This is a genomic window from Arthrobacter castelli DSM 16402 (assembly GCF_000430705.1).
GTDB classification, from domain to species: Bacteria; Actinomycetota; Actinomycetes; order Actinomycetales; family Micrococcaceae; genus Arthrobacter_C; species Arthrobacter_C castelli.
The window spans coordinates 16,684-31,351 of sequence record NZ_AUMN01000017.1; the positions used below are offsets into that span (position 1 = coordinate 16,684).

Below are 14,668 nucleotides of genomic sequence, written 5' to 3' on the forward strand. Positions count from 1 at the left end.
TCACCCCCTCCCCTTCTCATCGATGAATGCCGTCTGCAGTTTGGACCGCAGACGGAAAATGCGGCTCTTCGCCGCGGATCGGCTGATGCCGAGTTCCTTGGCAATCTGTGCGTGGGAGCCGCCTTCGACGAAATGCACCAGGAAGATGTGGTGATCCTCGACAGGCATAGTGCGCACGGTGTCCAGCACCCGGTTGACTACATCCCGGGTGGCGACCGTGTCCTCCACCGGACTGTGCGCCAGGTAGCGTTCGACCTCGTGTTCTTCGATATCGACAGCCGGCTGGTTTCCCAGCTTCCGATGGTGGTTGTACGACAAGTACTTCGCCGTCGTCACCAGCCAGGGCCACACCGTGCCGTCCGCGAGCGTTACCTTCTTGGCCTTGGCCCATAAGGTGAAAAACGCGTCCTGGGCGATATCTTCGGCCACCGTCAAATCGCCGGTCATCCGACGGCAGGCGCGCAGCAGACGGTCGGCGTGACGTTCGTACAGAACCTCGAAGGCATCCTGATCGCGTTTGGCACAGCGACCGAGCAGGTGTCCGTCGGTGGGAGCGTTGCCCGGACCGGCGCCATCCGGCGCCATCAGTCAGCGACGAATTGTGCCGACGACGCCCGGTCGTTGAGGGGCGTGGCATAAGCGTCGCTGCGGTAGTTACCGTAGAAGTCTCCACTCAAATTTGAGTTGTCAAAGATCCCGATCCGGCAGCCGGATCCGGCAACAAACGATGAGACGGAGTCGTTCCACCCGGGGTAGGCACTGAGGTCGGCGGAATGGTATCCGCTGCCGCACCCGCCACTGCGGGAGATCACCAAGTAACCACCGTGGAAGTTAATGTCACGGTAGAATCGCCCTACCACCCGTTGCTTCGACTGCTCGCTGCCGCTTTGCAACATCGGTGCCGCGCGCTGCTCAGCCGAGCCTTCGGGAGCGACCTGTCCGGTCCCCGTTCCCTGCTGCATTGCCTGGGTCATCGCCGCTTCTGTTTCGAAACACTGCATGTTGTCCGTATCGGCGTTCAGCCAGCAAAAACGCTGATCACCGGCCGGTTTCGTGGACGCCGGGCTCTGGGCAGCCATGGCCGGCGCTGCACCTGCCGTTAACGCGGCAACGAGTGCAGCGGCGGTCGCGACCGTACGTCCCGGACTTGATGGTTTACGCATACCGAGCATTCCACCACCATAACCAACTCCTCACTCAGAGCGCATGCACCCGACTGTGGGTGCATGCGCCCTGCTTCCATCGCAATCCGTCCGGAATACGCTGGATAGACGTTTCCAGACCACTTTGGCGATGGCCCCACAGGGGCTCCCAAACCGGACCGCGGGAGCCGTTCGCTCCCCCGCCGCCCGGAACCTGTGGGAGGCCATCTACTTGGTTAATGTCGCGGCAAGGGAAAAGGTTGCGCCGGTTTCCCAAGTTTTTTCCTCCGGTTGCTCGATGGCTACGCATCCAAGGGAACCTGGGCCACGATCGGCATCGTCGGGGTCGCCGAGCCGCCCTCCGGCTCAACGGTGATCGCCAGCGCGGCGAAGGGTTCAATACCCCGCACGACCGTTGTTTTGCCCCCGGCAAGGTCCTCGCCGGACATGACGCCCACGGATTCGGGAGCCGACCCGTCTTCGGGAACCCGCCACATTTGATATACCTTGCCGGTCGAGGGCGGGGATACATCGCGCAAGGTGACGACGGCGGCATTGAGACTATCCGAGCGCTGGATTTCCACGGTTCCGCCCGCCGGGATTTCCACCGTGGCGCGTGAAACATCCGAAGCTTCGATGACCTGTTCCTGCAGGGATGGGTCAGGCAGGGTCTGCGCGACGACGATCGAGCCGACACCGAGGACGGCGGCCGCGGCAGCCCCGATCATCCAGCGGCGGGCAGGCGAAACCCGGCCCTGTTTCCGGTGCCGGCGCCTGGCCAGCTGATCGTCCGCACCGCTGCCCCGGGACTCCCCGGAGGGCGCAGCGGCATCCTCTGCAGGCAAGCCGCTGATAATCCTGGCAAGCAGGTCCGTCGGCGGCTCCTCCTCGTGGGTGGCGTACGCCATCGTGATCGTCTCGCGTGCCTGGCGGACGTTGGCGTCGAACTCGTTGCGGACGTCTTCACTGGCGGCCGACACATGCTCGTCAATGATGGACCGTTCAGCCTCGCTGACCGCGTCCAGGGCGTAGAGCTCGGCCCATGGGGAGGTCCTGCCGGCGGCAATATCCGTGTGGAGGTCCGCTGCGAAACGCTTCAGCTCGTCATTCATCTCAGCTCACCCCCCAGACACTGTTTTAACCGGATCAATCCATCCCGGATGCGGGATTTGATGGTGGGAACGGCGACGCCAAGCCTTTCGGCCACTTCGCGATAGGTCAGGCCACCGTAGTACGCCAGTTCCACCGACTCGTGCTGGGTTCCGGTCAGCGTCTTCAGGCAGTTGACCACTGCTTCGGCTTCGCCTTGTTCGGTGACGGTATCGACGACGTCGTCGCGCTCGACCATTTGGACAGTTGCCCCGTACTGGGCCTCCCGGTCAGCGGACCGTTGCTCGGAACGGACTTTGTCGACAGCCCGGCGGTGGGCAATGGTGAGCAGCCACGCCAATGGACTCCCGCCGTCTGCGCTGTACCGGTCGGCGGTCTTCCAGATCTGCAGATAAACCTCTTGGGCGGTATCTTCACTCAGCTGCGCGTCGACAAGAATCCGCTTGCACATGCCAAATACGCGGCGGGCGGTCTGGTGATACAGCTGGACAAAGGCATCCCGGTCCCCGTGCCCGACTTCCTGCAGCAAGCGCTGAAGGTCCCCGTGCCCGGACGCAGGGCCCGAAGGCCCGCTCTCCCATTCCGGGACGCCGGCCCGGCCAGGCCGGCGGGCATTAGGGGTGTCCATGACGTATCACTCTACGGAATATCCCGCTTCGATGCGGTCCAGCGGCGTTCAACCTGCGCCGGTGAACTGTGCGTAAACCACCAGATTCTTCTCAAATTCGCCGCTGGATTGAGTGAAACCGTCACAGGTAATGAGCCTGAGCTCCGGACCTTCCGTGGGCGAGTAGACGGCCTTGGTGGGGAACTCGTCCTTGGGATAAAGCTCGGTCTTGTAGACCGCGAAATTGGCAACCGTTCCGTCCTGACGGGTCACCGAGATGCTGTCGCCCTGCTCGAGTTCGTCCAGGTTATAAAACACCCCGCTTTCGTCTTCGAGCGAGTTCACATGACCGAGCAGGACAGACGCGCCTCGTTCACCAGGTGTCGGTGAGCCGTTGAACCAACTGGCAGGAGCGCCCTCGCCTTCGGGCGGGACCTCGAGGGTGCGGTCCTCGCGCAGACCGGTTTCAATGATGGCCGAATGCCGGCCGAGTGCTTCGATCGTCAGGCTGACGGGTTGCGATGATTCCATACCGTCCTGGATCGGTGTGCCGGCAGGTGGCGTGGCTGCCGCATTCGCTGCGCTCCCCGACGAGGACGGCGTGGGCTCCGCGCCGGTAGCCGGAGCCCTGGCATCCGCCGCCGGGCCGCTACCGGCCGGTGACGGGCCGCTGCTGGCCGATGCCGGGCCGCTGCCGGAAGGGGCGGTCGCCTCCGTGGCAGTAGCCGAAGCATTGGGGGTTCCCGACCCGTCGTCGCCGGCGGCGCCGCCGCACCCGGCGAGCAACAGCAGCAGCACCGCCGCCTCCGCCGTGCGGCGGAAGCGGCGGCTTGTTTCGCTGCGGGGCATGATGATCATGAGACCCTTACTTGCGTCCCGCAACCACGCTGCGGCGCACGACGTAGCCCGCGCCCGCGGCGGCAACCAGCCCGCCGCCGAGTGCGATCATGCCGAACTCGCTGGCATCGTTGCCGGCACTGGACGCTCCGGCGGAGGTGACACCGGTGTCGGCACCTCCGGCCGGCATCATCTGCAGCGGACCGCATAGCGCCGGGGCTGTGGCAGCCAAGGGAAGCTCAGGGGCCAGCTCACTCATGGTCTCTGTTGCAGCTGCCGGCTGGTTCGCCGGGTTCAAGCCGTGAACCACCGCCACAGCGGTGCCATTGGCCAGCGCATCCTGGGTTTTCTCGTTCAATTCGAAGGTGCGCTTGTAGGTGTACGAACCGCCGGACGGAGCCACCGTGACGTCTGTGGCCGCGGCCGGACCGGTGCCGCCCTTCAGCGACAACGTGGTCCCGACCGAACCGTAGGCAGGGGCGCCCTCAGGGGTGCTGATGATCCCATCGCCGTTGGCGTCATCGGCCATAGTGGGACAGGTGCCCTGCGCACCGATGTGTACGTGCTGCACGTGCGGGTACGGCCCATCCTTGAACGTCTCCGCCAAGCCGGAGGTCTTGATCGTCACAGTGGCTTCGCTGCCATTGACGTCGACCCAGGCTTCACCGCTGGCACCGCTGTTGTTGACCTCTTCCAACATGGTGGAGTACGAACCTTCAGCATGGTCTGCCATGGCCGGCGCTGCGGCCATTGCGGTCAGTCCCAAGGCCACGGCGGGAGCTAGCAGAAATGCTTTCTTCTTCATAACAGTCTCCTCATGAATTGCGTGCGCCCAACTCTTGGATGCGCATACCAGCAATTCGGCGCCGCCGTACCCGTGGATGGGTCCGACTCGGAGACTTTTTTCGGGACGGTCCGATCCGCCCGTGGGTCAGGTGTCAGGCGATGGGTTGTGGAGTGATTCCCAACGGTGCCAGTTCTGCGGCTCCGCCGTCGGGGGCAGTGAGGACCCAAATGCCGTCGCGATGCACGGCGACCGAATGTTCCCAGTGTGCCGCCCGGGCGCCGTCGGAGGTGACGACCGTCCAATCGTCGTCGAGCACCTTGGTCTCCGTGCCGCCGCGGACCAGCATAGGTTCGATGGCCAGGCACATGCCCGGCTTCACCTTGGGTCCGAGGTTCCTGCTGCGGAAATTCACCACATCGGGTGCCTGGTGCATCTGGCTTCCGATGCCATGACCCACGTATTCGGCGAGGATACCGAACTTGTTGCCGGCTTCATGGACGTAGTCATCGATGGCGCCGCCGATCTCGCCGACCCGGCTGGCCTGCGCCAGCGCGGCAATTCCGTGCCAGAGCGAGGCCCGGGTGACTTCCGACAGTTCGACGTCGGCCGGGTCTTCGGTGCCGACGATGACGGTGCGGGCGGAGTCGCCGTGCCAGCCGTTGACGATCGCTCCGCCGTCGATGGAGACGACGTCGCCATCTTCGAGGGTGTAGCCGCCGGGGATCCCGTGGACGACCTGCTCATTGACCGAGGTGCATATCGTTGCCGGGAATCCGTAGTAGCCGAGGAAATTGGACGTCGCCCCGGCCCGCTTCAGCACCGCGGCCGCAGCCTCATTGAGGTCGGATGTGGTGGCACCGGCGACGGCGCCGGCCACGGCTGCGTCAAGCGCCTCGCTGGTGACGCGTCCGGCGTCGACCATGTACCGCATCTGCTCTGCGGTCTTGTATTCAATGGAGCGGCCAAACATGAGTTGTTACTGCACATCCTTCAGCGCACTCATGACTCGGTCGGTGACGTCATCGATGGGACCGATGCCGTCCACCTTGGTGACGATCCCGCGTTCGGCGTATTTGGCAACGACGACTTCGGTCTTCTCGTAGTACAGATTCAGCCGGTGACGGATCACCTCTTCGGTGTCGTCCGTGCGGCCGTCCTCAGCGGCGCGGCCGAGGAGCCGGCTGACCAGTTCCTCGTCGTCGGCGGTCAACTGCAGCACCGCGTCCAACTGCTCGTTGTTGGACGAGAGGATGTCGTCCAGCTCTTCGACCTGGGCGGTGGTGCGTGGATAGCCGTCCAGTAGGAAACCGGAGTTGGTATCCGGTTCGCTCAACCGGCCACGGACCATCCGGTTGGTCACGCTGTCCGGCACGTAGTCGCCGGCGTCGATGTACTGCTTTGCCTCGACGCCCAGCGGCGTTTCAGCCTTCACATTGGCGCGGAAGATATCGCCGGTGGAGATCGCCACGATGCCAAGCCGCTCCGAAATCCGCGCTGCCTGGGTTCCCTTACCGGATCCTGGAGGACCCACGATCAGCATTCTCGTCATCGCAATAACCCTTCGTAGTGGCGTTGTTGTAGCTGTGCGTCGATCTGCTTGACCGTTTCAAGACCAACACCGACGATAATCAGGATCGCTGCCCCGCCGAAGGGGAAGTTCGCGTTGGCACCCAGCGTGACCAGCGCGATCAGCGGAATCAGGGCAATCACACCGAGATACAACGCGCCGGCAGTCGTGATCCGGCTGATGACGTACTGCAGGTACTCCGACGTCGGGCGGCCGGCCCGGATACCCGGGATGAACCCACCGTATTTCTTCATGTTGTCCGAAACCTCTTCCGGATTGAACGTGATTGACACGTAGAAATAGGTGAAGAATACGATCAGCGCGAAGTAAATGGCCATGTACAGCGGGGACTCCCGTGCGGCGAAGGTATTGCTGACCCACTGCACCCACTCCGGGGCCTCGCCTTGTGCCGGGGTGTTGAACTGCGCAATCAGGGCCGGCAGGGACAACATCGCTGATGCGAAGATGACCGGGATCACGCCGGCCATGTTGACCTTGATCGGGATGTAGGTGCTGGACCCGCCCATGGTCCGCCGGCCCACCATCCGCTTGGCGTACTGGACCGGGATACGGCGCTGCGACTGCTCCACGAAGACCACCAGGGCAACAACGACCAGCCCGAGCAGGAGCACCCCGAGGAAGATGGTCCAGCCCTGAGTGGTGAGGATCTGGCCCAGCGACGTCGGGAACCCTGAGGCGATCGAGATGAAGATCAGCAGGGACATGCCGTTGCCGACACCCTTTTCGGTGATCAGCTCGCCCATCCACATGATCAGGCCGGTGCCCGCCGTCATCGTAATGATGATCAGCAGCACGGTGATGATCGTGTCGTTGGGGATGATCGGGACCGGACACTGGCCCAGCAATTGCCCGGAACGGGCCAGCGATACCAGCGTCGTCGCCTGCAGCAGTCCAAGGGCGATGGTCAGGTAACGGGTGTACTGGGTCAGCTTCGCCTGGCCCTGTTGCCCTTCCTTGTGCAGCTCCTCGAACCGGGGAATAACCACCCTCAGCAGCTGGGTGATAATGCTGGCCGTAATGTACGGCATGATGCCCAAGGCAAAGATGGATACTTGCAGCAGCGCACCGCCACTGAACAGGTTCACCAGCTCGTAAACGCCACCGGTGGTATTGCCGAGGGCAAGACACTGCTGAACGTTGCCGTAGTCGACACCTGGGGACGGTATGAACGTTCCGAGCCTGTAGATAACGATGATTCCGAGCGTGAACAACAACTTGCGTCGCAGGTCAGGCGTGCGGAAGGCTCGGGCAAATGCGCTCAGCAATTGTCCTCCTGAAGGTCCTGAGTCGATGATGGGCATCGGCGATTCTCAACAACCGATTCTAGCTGGTAGTCATGCGACTGCTTCACCGTCGTCGTGCCCTGCTTTAAGTTAAAGGAACTCTTGGCGGGCCGGTTATCCGACCCACCAAGAGTTCACTCTATATGCTGTGGCTGATCACGGGGTGGTGGCGCTTCCACCAGCCGCTGCGATCTTCTGGGCCGCACTGGTCGAGAAGGCATCGGCGGTGACGTCGACTTTCACGTCGATATCGCCGCTGCCGAGGACTTTCACCGGCTGGTTCTTCCGAACCGCTCCGTTGGCCACGAGCGATTCAACGCTCACCTCGCCGCCGTCAGGGTACAACTCGGAAATCTTGTCCAGGTTCACGACCTGGAACTCCACCCGGAACGGGTTCTTGAAGCCGCGCAGCTTCGGCAGCCGCATGTGCAGCGGCAGCTGGCCACCTTCGAAGCCCGGCCGCACCTGGTAACGGGCCTTGGTGCCCTTGGTGCCGCGACCCGCGGTCTTGCCCTTGGATGCCTCGCCGCGACCCACACGGGTCTTGGCAGTCTTCGATCCCGGGGCGGGACGCAGGTGGTGGACCTTGAGCGCGTGCTCCTTGTTCTCTTCCGCCATCTTTACTTCGCCTCCTCAACCTTCACGAGGTGAGAAACAACGTTGATCATCCCGAGGGTGGTGTCCGTCGCGTCCCGGACCACTGAATGGCCGATCCGCTTCAGACCCAGGGACCGCAGGCTATCGCGCTGGTTCTGCTTGCCGCCAATGACGGACTTGGTCTGGGTAATTTTCAGCTGGCCCAACTGGGACGTGCTCTGTGCCATTATGCACCTGCCTTCTGCATGTTGCGCAGCAGGGGCGCCGGAACAACCTCATCCAGCGGCAATCCGCGGCGGGCAGCCACGGCCTGCGGCTCCTCGATCAAACGCAGCGCCTCCACCGTGGCGTGCACGATGTTGATGGCGTTGGCCGAACCGAGGGACTTGGACAGCACGTCATGGACACCGGCGCAGTCGAGGACGGCGCGGACAGGACCACCGGCGATCACACCGGTACCCGGCGAAGCGGGACGCAGCAGCACAACGCCTGCCGCGGCTTCACCCTGAACCTGGTGCGGGATGGTGCCCTGGACCCGGGGGACCTTGAAGAAGTTCTTCTTGGCTTCCTCGACGCCCTTGGAGATGGCGGCGGGAACTTCCTTGGCCTTGCCATAGCCCACACCAACCATGCCGTTGCCGTCGCCGACAACCACCAAGGCGGTGAAGCTGAACCGGCGGCCGCCCTTGACGACCTTGGCAACGCGGTTAATGGAGACCACACGCTCGACGAACTTCTCCTTCTCGGAGTCACGTCCGCCGTCACGTCCGCCACGGCCACCGCGCTCGCCCCGGCCGCCACGTTCTCCGCGGCCACCACGCTCGCCCCGGCCACCGCGCTCACCGCGGCGGCCAGTGTTGCGGTCCTCGCTGCTGCCGGCTGCCGTTTCAGTGCTCTTGTCGGCCTCAGAGGCGGCGCCGGTCGCTTCAGCGGCACCACCTTCGGCCGCAGTCTGTTCAGGCTCCTGCTTCAAATCAGCTTCCTTTGCGTTATTTGCTTCAGTCACAGCGACAACCCACCTTCACGAGCGCCTTCTGCGATAGCCGCAACGCGGCCGTGGTACTTGTTGCCACCGCGGTCGAAAACCACCGACTCAACGCCGGCGTCCTTCGCCCGCTGAGCTACAAGCTCACCGACGCGCTTCGACTTAGCCGTCTTGTCGCCGTCGAACGAGCGCAGCTCCGCCTCCATCGTCGAGCCTGACACCAGGGTCTGACCCTTGGCGTCGTCGACGAGCTGGACGAACACGTGCCGTGCCGAGCGGTTCACCACCAGACGCGGCCGAACGGCCGACCCGCTGATCCGCTTGCGCACCCGCAGGTGACGGCGTCCGCGTGCTGCGGACTTGCTCTTTCCTTTGATTGCCAAAGCCATTCTACTTACCAGCCTTTCCGACCTTGCGGCGGACCTGCTCGCCTGCATAGCGAATGCCCTTGCCCTTATATGGGTCGGGGCGGCGCAGCTTGCGGATTTTGGAGGCAACCTCACCGACGCGCTGCTTGGAGATCCCGGACACCGAGAGCTTGGTGGGGCTCTCCACGGTCAGGGTGATGTCCTCCGGCGCCTTGATGGACACCGGGTGGCTGAAGCCGAGGGCGAACTCGAGGTCGGAGCCTTTGGCCTGGACACGGTAACCGGTACCGACGATTTCCAGGTCCTTCTTGTAGCCTTCGGTCACACCGGTGATCAGGTTGGAGATCAGGGTGCGGCTCAGACCGTGCCGTGCCCGCGATTCGCGCTCGTCGTCGGGACGAGTGACGGTGATGACGCCGTCGTCGAGCGTGGCGGTAATCGGGCTGGGAACGGTAAGACTCAATTCGCCCTTGGGTCCCTTGACGGAAACATCGCTTCCGTCAATATTGACCTCAACGCCGGAAGGTACCGAGATAGGATGACGTCCAATACGTGACATGTCTTCTCTTCCTTCCTTCTACCAGACGTAGGCGAGGACTTCCCCACCCACGCCCTTCTTTGCGGCCTGACGATCGGTCAGCAGACCCGACGACGTCGACAAAATCGCAATGCCCAGACCACCCAGCACGTGCGGCAGGTTGGTTGACTTGGCGTAAACGCGCAAGCCGGGCTTGGAGATGCGACGGACGCCGGCGATGGAACGCTCGCGGCTCGGACCGAATTTCAGCTCAATCATCAGCTTCTTGCTGACATCTTCGCCTTCAGCCCTCCAGGAGGAGATGTAGCCTTCGGCCTTGAGGATGTCGGCAATGTGTGCCTTGAGCTTGCTGTATGGCATGGCCACTGACTCGTGGTATGCCGAGTTGGCGTTGCGCAGACGCGTGAGCATGTCTGCGACAGGATCTGTCATTGTCATTGGGCTTCAGCCCTTCCTCGTAACGGTTTCCAGTCCCGGTGCTCGGACTTCTCGACTCGGTGGTCGAGCTTGCCGAGACCCGGGCCGGACCTGCAACGTAGTTATTAGTCGGTCTTGAACGGGAAGCCGAGCGCCTTGAGCAGCGCGCGTCCTTCGTCGTCGGTCTTGGCGGTGGTCACTACCGTGATGTCCATGCCACGCACACGGTCGATCTTGTCCTGGTCGATTTCGTGGAACATCGACTGCTCGGTCAGGCCAAACGTGTAGTTTCCGTTTCCGTCGAACTGGCGACCGCTGAGGCCGCGGAAGTCACGGATACGGGGCAGCGCCAGTGAGATCAGGCGGTCGAGGAACTCCCACATACGCTGGTTGCGCAGTGTGGTGTGAGCACCAATCGGCATGCCTTCACGCACCTTGAACTGGGCGATGGACTTGCGGGCCCGGGTCACCTGAGGCTTCTGGCCGGTGATCTGGGTCAGGTCGCGGACAGCGCCGTCGATCAGCTTGGAATCTTTGGCAGCGTCGCCGACACCCATATTCACGACGACCTTGACCAGGCCGGGGACCTGATGCGGGTTGTCGAAATTGAATTCCTGCTGCAGCGAGGGCTTGATCTCCTCGTTGTACCGGGTCTTCAGGCGCGGAGCCACTCTTGCCGGGGCTTCAACTGTTTCAGTCATTAGATGTCCTTCCCGGAGCTGTTCTTGCCTCGGGTCACGCGGATCCGGACCGTACGCTGACGGCCATCGCGCTCGACAGTCTCCGTGCGGTAGCCGACGCGGGTCGGCTTTTTGGTCTCGGGATCGACGATGGCGACGTTGCTGACGTGGACCGGTGCCTCAACGGTCTCGATGCCGCCGGTCTTGGCGCCGCTCTGCGACTGGCCGGAGCGGACGTGCTTGGTCACCCGGTTGATGCCTTCAACGAGCACCCGGTTGGACTCCGGGAGCACCTGGAGCACCTTGCCTTGCTTGCCACGGTCGCCGCCGCGTTCCTGCTTGGCGCCGGTAATGACCTGGACGAGGTCACCCTTCTTGATCTTTGCCATGGCTACAGCACCTCCGGAGCCAACGAGATGATCTTCATGAACCTCTTGTCGCGAAGTTCCCTGCCTACAGGGCCGAATATGCGCGTGCCACGCGGATCGCCGTCACTGCGCAGGATCACTGCCGCGTTCTCGTCGAACTTAATGTAGGAACCATCCGCGCGGCGGCGTTCCTTCTTCGTACGGACGATCACAGCCTTGACCACGTCGCCCTTCCTTACGTTGCCGCCGGGAATTGCATCCTTGACGGTGGCAACAATGGTGTCGCCAATACCTGCGTAGCGACGGGCAGAACCGCCGAGAACACGGATGGTGAGAATTTCCTTCGCACCCGTGTTGTCAGCGATCTTCAGTCGCGACTCCTGCTGAATCACTTATTTCTCCTGTCGTCGCGCCGGTTCTCCCCCACCGGGGAGCCTTGCCGAACGGATATGTACTGGATCCGCCCCTGGGCGGGACGGGCTCACAATGCGGTCCGGGAACCGCAATCATGTCCTGCCCCGGCCCCCTCGTTCCGCACGGGCGGAATGAGGGGACGGGCGTAAGGATGTGGCCACTGGTGCCGGGCCGGAGCATTTCCTTACCCGAGAGGACCACAGCCGCTACTTGGCCTTTTCGAGAATCTCGACGAGGCGCCACCGCTTGGCAGCGGAGAGCGGGCGGGTCTCGCTGATCTCGACGAGATCGCCAACGCCCGCACTATCCTGCTCGTCGTGCACCTTGACACGCTCCGAGCGGCGCAGCACCTTGCCGTAGAGCGCGTGCTTGACGCGGTCTTCGACCTTGACCACTACGGTCTTTTGCATCTTGTCGGAGACGACGTAGCCGCGGCGCGTCTTGCGGTAGTTACGGCCGTGGCCGGCGCTGTTTTCAACCTTCACAGTTTCTTCCTTGATGTTGTCGCTCATTTGGCATCATCCTCGGAAGCTTCAGCCTTCTCAGACGTGTCCTCCGCAGCGGTGGTGCCGGCGGCCGTGTCCTGCTCAGCCGCATCGGCCGTGCCCGGTTCGGTCGTGTCCTGCACGGCTGCCTCCGGCTCGGCCTTCTTTTTGGACTTCTTCGCTGCCTTGCCGTCCTTGGCCTCTTTGACCTCAGCAACGACGTCGGGGCGGATGCCCAGCTCACGCTCCCGCAGGATCGTGTAGATGCGGGCAATGTCGCGCTTGACGGCCTTCAGGCGGCCGTGGTTGTCCAACTGCCCGGTGGCGGACTGGAAACGGAGGTTGAACAATTCCTCCTTGGACTTGCGCAACTCCTCGACCAGGCGGTCCCGGTCGAATCCATCCAGCTGATCAGGTGCCAGTTCCTTGGTTCCAACAGCCATCTCTATTCACCACCTTCGCGCCGCACGATGCGCGCCTTCAACGGGAGCTTGTGAACGGCCAGGCGCAGTGCCTCCTTGGCGACCTCGTCATTCACGCCGGACAGTTCGAAAAGAACACGGCCGGGCTTGACGTTGGCCACCCACCATTCGGGCGAGCCTTTACCGGAACCCATGCGGGTTTCGGCAGGCTTCTTGGTCAACGGACGGTCCGGATAAATATTGATCCAGACCTTGCCGCCACGCTTGATGTGGCGGGTCATGGCAATACGTGCCGACTCGATCTGGCGGTTGGTCACGTATGCCGGAGTCAGCGCCTGGATTCCCCATTCACCGAAACTGACTGTGGTGCCGCCCGAAGCCTGGCCACCCCTCCTGGGGTGATGCTGCTTGCGGTACTTCACTCGACGTGGGATAAGCATTACTTCTCTGACCCTTCTGCTGAAGCACCAGTGGCTGCCGCCGTCGGCTCTGCGGCCGGGGCCTCAGATGCGTCGCGGCCGGCGTTGCCCCTGGCTGGGCGGTCATTGCGACGACGTCCGCGGTCACCACCGCCGCCACCGCGGCCCGGACGGTCGGAACCGCGTCCGCGGGACGGAGCTGCCGCTGCCTGAGCGGCCAGTTCCTTGGAGGTCACATCGCCCTTGTAGATCCAGACCTTCACGCCGATGCGGCCAAAGGTGGTCTTGGCTTCAAAGAAGCCGTAATCGATGTTCGCACGCAGGGTGTGCAGTGGCACACGGCCTTCGCGGTAGAACTCCGAACGGCTCATCTCGGCGCCGCCGAGACGGCCGGAACACTGGATGCGGATACCCTTGGCGCCGCCGCGCTGCGCGGACTGGATGGCTTTCTTCATGGCGCGGCGGAATGCCACGCGCGAAGAGAGCTGCTCCGCAACGCCCTGGGCGACCAGCTGGGCCTCGACCTCGGGGCTCTTCACCTCGAGGATGTTCAGCTGGACCTGCTTGCCGGTGAGCTTCTCGAGCTCGCCGCGGATGCGGTCTGCTTCGGCTCCACGACGTCCGATCACAATCCCCGGACGCGCAGTGTGGATGTCGACGCGGACACGGTCACGGGTGCGCTCGATCTCCACCTTGGCGATGCCGGCACGGTCCATGCCGGTGGACATCAGCTGACGGATCTTGATGTCCTCGCGGACAAAGTCCTTGTAGCGCTGTCCCGGCTTGTTGCCGTCAGTGAACCAGTGCGAAACGTAGTCGGTGGTGATGCCGAGTCGGAACCCGTGCGGGTTAATCTTCTGTCCCACTATCGGTTCCCGCCTTTCTTGTTGGCCGAAGCGCCCGCCAGCGGTGCGTCTTCCTCGGGGGTAGCGAGCACAACCGTAATGTGGCTGGTCCGCTTGTTGATGCGGTAGGCGCGGCCCTGGGCACGCGGCTGGAACCGCTTCATCGTCGGGCCCTCGTCAACGAATATTTCGCTGACAAACAGGTCGTCTTCGTCGAAGGCGACGCCGTCACGGTCGGCCAGGACGCGGGCGTTGGCCGCCGCCGACTGGACTACCTTCAAAACCGGCTCCGAAGCGCCCTGCGGGGCGAACTTCAAGATCGCCAGAGCCTCATTCGCCTGCTTGCCACGAATCAGGTCGACGACGCGCCGGGCCTTCATAGGCGTTACGCGGACGTAGCGCGCAATAGCCTTGGCTTCCATTGCTTTCCTTCTCTCGTCTTCTATGCCGTAAGTACGTACACCGGGGAGCTGTCAGCTCAGCGGCGCTTGCCCTTACGGTCGTCCTTCACATGGCCGCGGAATAACCGCGTCTGGGCGAATTCGCCGAGCTTGTGCCCGACCATCGACTCGGTGATGAACACCGGAATGTGCTTGCGTCCGTCGTGCACGGCGATCGTGTGCCCGAGCATGTCGGGGATGATCATCGAGCGGCGGGACCAAGTCTTGATGACGCTCTTGTTCTTCGAGGCCTTTTCGTTTTCCTTGCCGACCTTCACAAAGAGGTGCTGGTCAACGAAGGGACCTTTCTTCAGGCTGCGTGGCATGTTGCGCCGC

General features: G+C 63.1%; 24 protein-coding genes. All 24 read right to left on the reverse strand.

Annotated features, from left to right (window positions below):
- The 24 genes from H535_RS27945 to rpsS all read right to left on the reverse strand — a co-directional run bounded on the left by H535_RS27945 (position 1) and on the right by rpsS (position 14,658).
- Complete coding sequence (locus H535_RS27945) at positions 1-585, reverse strand: RNA polymerase sigma factor (protein WP_026820449.1); 585 nt, start codon at positions 583-585, stop codon at positions 1-3.
- Positions 585-1,163 carry a hypothetical protein gene (locus H535_RS0116765; RefSeq protein ID WP_155838749.1) on the reverse strand — a complete coding sequence of 193 codons (579 nt, stop codon included), beginning with the start codon at positions 1,161-1,163 and terminating at the stop codon, positions 585-587. The genes H535_RS27945 and H535_RS0116765 overlap by 1 nt, the downstream gene beginning before the upstream one ends.
- A 281-nt stretch (positions 1,164-1,444) precedes the next feature.
- On the reverse strand, positions 1,445-2,254 hold the full coding sequence (locus tag H535_RS0116770; RefSeq protein ID WP_026820451.1) for an anti-sigma factor: 810 nt from the start codon (positions 2,252-2,254) through the stop codon (positions 1,445-1,447).
- Positions 2,251-2,880 carry an ECF RNA polymerase sigma factor SigK gene (gene sigK / locus H535_RS0116775; protein ID WP_026820452.1) on the reverse strand — a complete coding sequence of 210 codons (630 nt, stop codon included), beginning with the start codon at positions 2,878-2,880 and terminating at the stop codon, positions 2,251-2,253. The genes H535_RS0116770 and sigK overlap by 4 nt, the downstream gene beginning before the upstream one ends.
- A 48-nt stretch (positions 2,881-2,928) precedes the next feature.
- On the reverse strand, positions 2,929-3,717 hold the full coding sequence (locus H535_RS28585; RefSeq protein WP_245580363.1) for a sortase domain-containing protein: 789 nt from the start codon (positions 3,715-3,717) through the stop codon (positions 2,929-2,931).
- A gap of 7 nt (positions 3,718-3,724) precedes the next feature.
- On the reverse strand, positions 3,725-4,501 hold the full coding sequence (locus H535_RS0116785; protein WP_026820453.1) for a hypothetical protein: 777 nt from the start codon (positions 4,499-4,501) through the stop codon (positions 3,725-3,727).
- 133 nt (positions 4,502-4,634) lie between these two features.
- Entirely contained in the window at positions 4,635-5,453 is an 819-nt protein-coding gene (map, locus tag H535_RS0116790) for a type I methionyl aminopeptidase (RefSeq protein WP_026820454.1), read from the reverse strand.
- Positions 5,454-5,459: 6 nt separating this feature from the next.
- The gene (locus tag H535_RS0116795; protein ID WP_026820455.1) at positions 5,460-6,032 is read right to left on the reverse strand and encodes an adenylate kinase; all 573 of its coding nucleotides are present in this window, start codon (positions 6,030-6,032) and stop codon (positions 5,460-5,462) included.
- Entirely contained in the window at positions 6,029-7,336 is a 1,308-nt protein-coding gene (gene secY, locus H535_RS0116800; RefSeq protein WP_026820456.1) for a preprotein translocase subunit SecY, read from the reverse strand. The genes H535_RS0116795 and secY overlap by 4 nt, the downstream gene beginning before the upstream one ends.
- A 174-nt stretch (positions 7,337-7,510) precedes the next feature.
- Positions 7,511-7,972, reverse strand: a complete 462-nt coding sequence (gene rplO, locus H535_RS0116805; RefSeq protein ID WP_026820457.1) for a 50S ribosomal protein L15 — start codon at positions 7,970-7,972, stop codon at positions 7,511-7,513.
- A 2-nt stretch (positions 7,973-7,974) separates the two neighbouring features.
- Entirely contained in the window at positions 7,975-8,178 is a 204-nt protein-coding gene (gene rpmD / locus H535_RS0116810) for a 50S ribosomal protein L30 (RefSeq protein WP_026820458.1), read from the reverse strand.
- The gene (rpsE, locus tag H535_RS0116815) at positions 8,178-8,957 is read right to left on the reverse strand and encodes a 30S ribosomal protein S5 (protein WP_026820459.1); all 780 of its coding nucleotides are present in this window, start codon (positions 8,955-8,957) and stop codon (positions 8,178-8,180) included. Before rpsE ends, rpmD begins: the two co-directional genes overlap by 1 nt.
- A complete protein-coding gene (gene rplR, locus H535_RS0116820) occupies positions 8,954-9,325 on the reverse strand; it encodes a 50S ribosomal protein L18 (protein WP_026820460.1) in 372 nt (123 codons plus the stop codon). The genes rpsE and rplR overlap by 4 nt, the downstream gene beginning before the upstream one ends.
- A gap of 1 nt (position 9,326) precedes the next feature.
- Positions 9,327-9,863, reverse strand: a complete 537-nt coding sequence (gene rplF / locus H535_RS0116825) for a 50S ribosomal protein L6 (protein WP_026820461.1) — start codon at positions 9,861-9,863, stop codon at positions 9,327-9,329.
- Positions 9,864-9,881: 18 nt separating this feature from the next.
- Entirely contained in the window at positions 9,882-10,280 is a 399-nt protein-coding gene (gene rpsH / locus H535_RS0116830) for a 30S ribosomal protein S8 (protein WP_026820462.1), read from the reverse strand.
- A 104-nt stretch (positions 10,281-10,384) separates the two neighbouring features.
- Positions 10,385-10,960, reverse strand: coding sequence for a 50S ribosomal protein L5 (gene rplE, locus H535_RS0116835; protein ID WP_026820463.1), 576 nt, complete (start codon positions 10,958-10,960; stop codon positions 10,385-10,387).
- A complete protein-coding gene (gene rplX, locus H535_RS0116840) occupies positions 10,960-11,328 on the reverse strand; it encodes a 50S ribosomal protein L24 (RefSeq protein WP_026820464.1) in 369 nt (122 codons plus the stop codon). The genes rplE and rplX overlap by 1 nt, the downstream gene beginning before the upstream one ends.
- A 2-nt stretch (positions 11,329-11,330) precedes the next feature.
- Positions 11,331-11,699, reverse strand: coding sequence for a 50S ribosomal protein L14 (rplN, locus tag H535_RS0116845; protein ID WP_026820465.1), 369 nt, complete (start codon positions 11,697-11,699; stop codon positions 11,331-11,333).
- Positions 11,700-11,927: 228 nt separating this feature from the next.
- Positions 11,928-12,233, reverse strand: a complete 306-nt coding sequence (gene rpsQ, locus H535_RS0116850; protein ID WP_035770044.1) for a 30S ribosomal protein S17 — start codon at positions 12,231-12,233, stop codon at positions 11,928-11,930.
- Entirely contained in the window at positions 12,230-12,649 is a 420-nt protein-coding gene (rpmC, locus tag H535_RS30055; RefSeq protein WP_081416766.1) for a 50S ribosomal protein L29, read from the reverse strand. The genes rpsQ and rpmC overlap by 4 nt, the downstream gene beginning before the upstream one ends.
- A 2-nt stretch (positions 12,650-12,651) precedes the next feature.
- Complete coding sequence (gene rplP / locus H535_RS0116860) at positions 12,652-13,068, reverse strand: 50S ribosomal protein L16 (RefSeq protein WP_026820467.1); 417 nt, start codon at positions 13,066-13,068, stop codon at positions 12,652-12,654.
- Positions 13,068-13,913, reverse strand: coding sequence for a 30S ribosomal protein S3 (gene rpsC / locus H535_RS0116865; RefSeq protein WP_026820468.1), 846 nt, complete (start codon positions 13,911-13,913; stop codon positions 13,068-13,070). Before rpsC ends, rplP begins: the two co-directional genes overlap by 1 nt.
- Positions 13,913-14,314, reverse strand: a complete 402-nt coding sequence (rplV, locus tag H535_RS0116870; protein ID WP_026820469.1) for a 50S ribosomal protein L22 — start codon at positions 14,312-14,314, stop codon at positions 13,913-13,915. The genes rpsC and rplV overlap by 1 nt, the downstream gene beginning before the upstream one ends.
- 56 nt (positions 14,315-14,370) lie before the next feature.
- Positions 14,371-14,658, reverse strand: coding sequence for a 30S ribosomal protein S19 (gene rpsS, locus H535_RS0116875; protein WP_026820470.1), 288 nt, complete (start codon positions 14,656-14,658; stop codon positions 14,371-14,373).
- Positions 14,659-14,668: the final 10 nt, after the last annotated feature.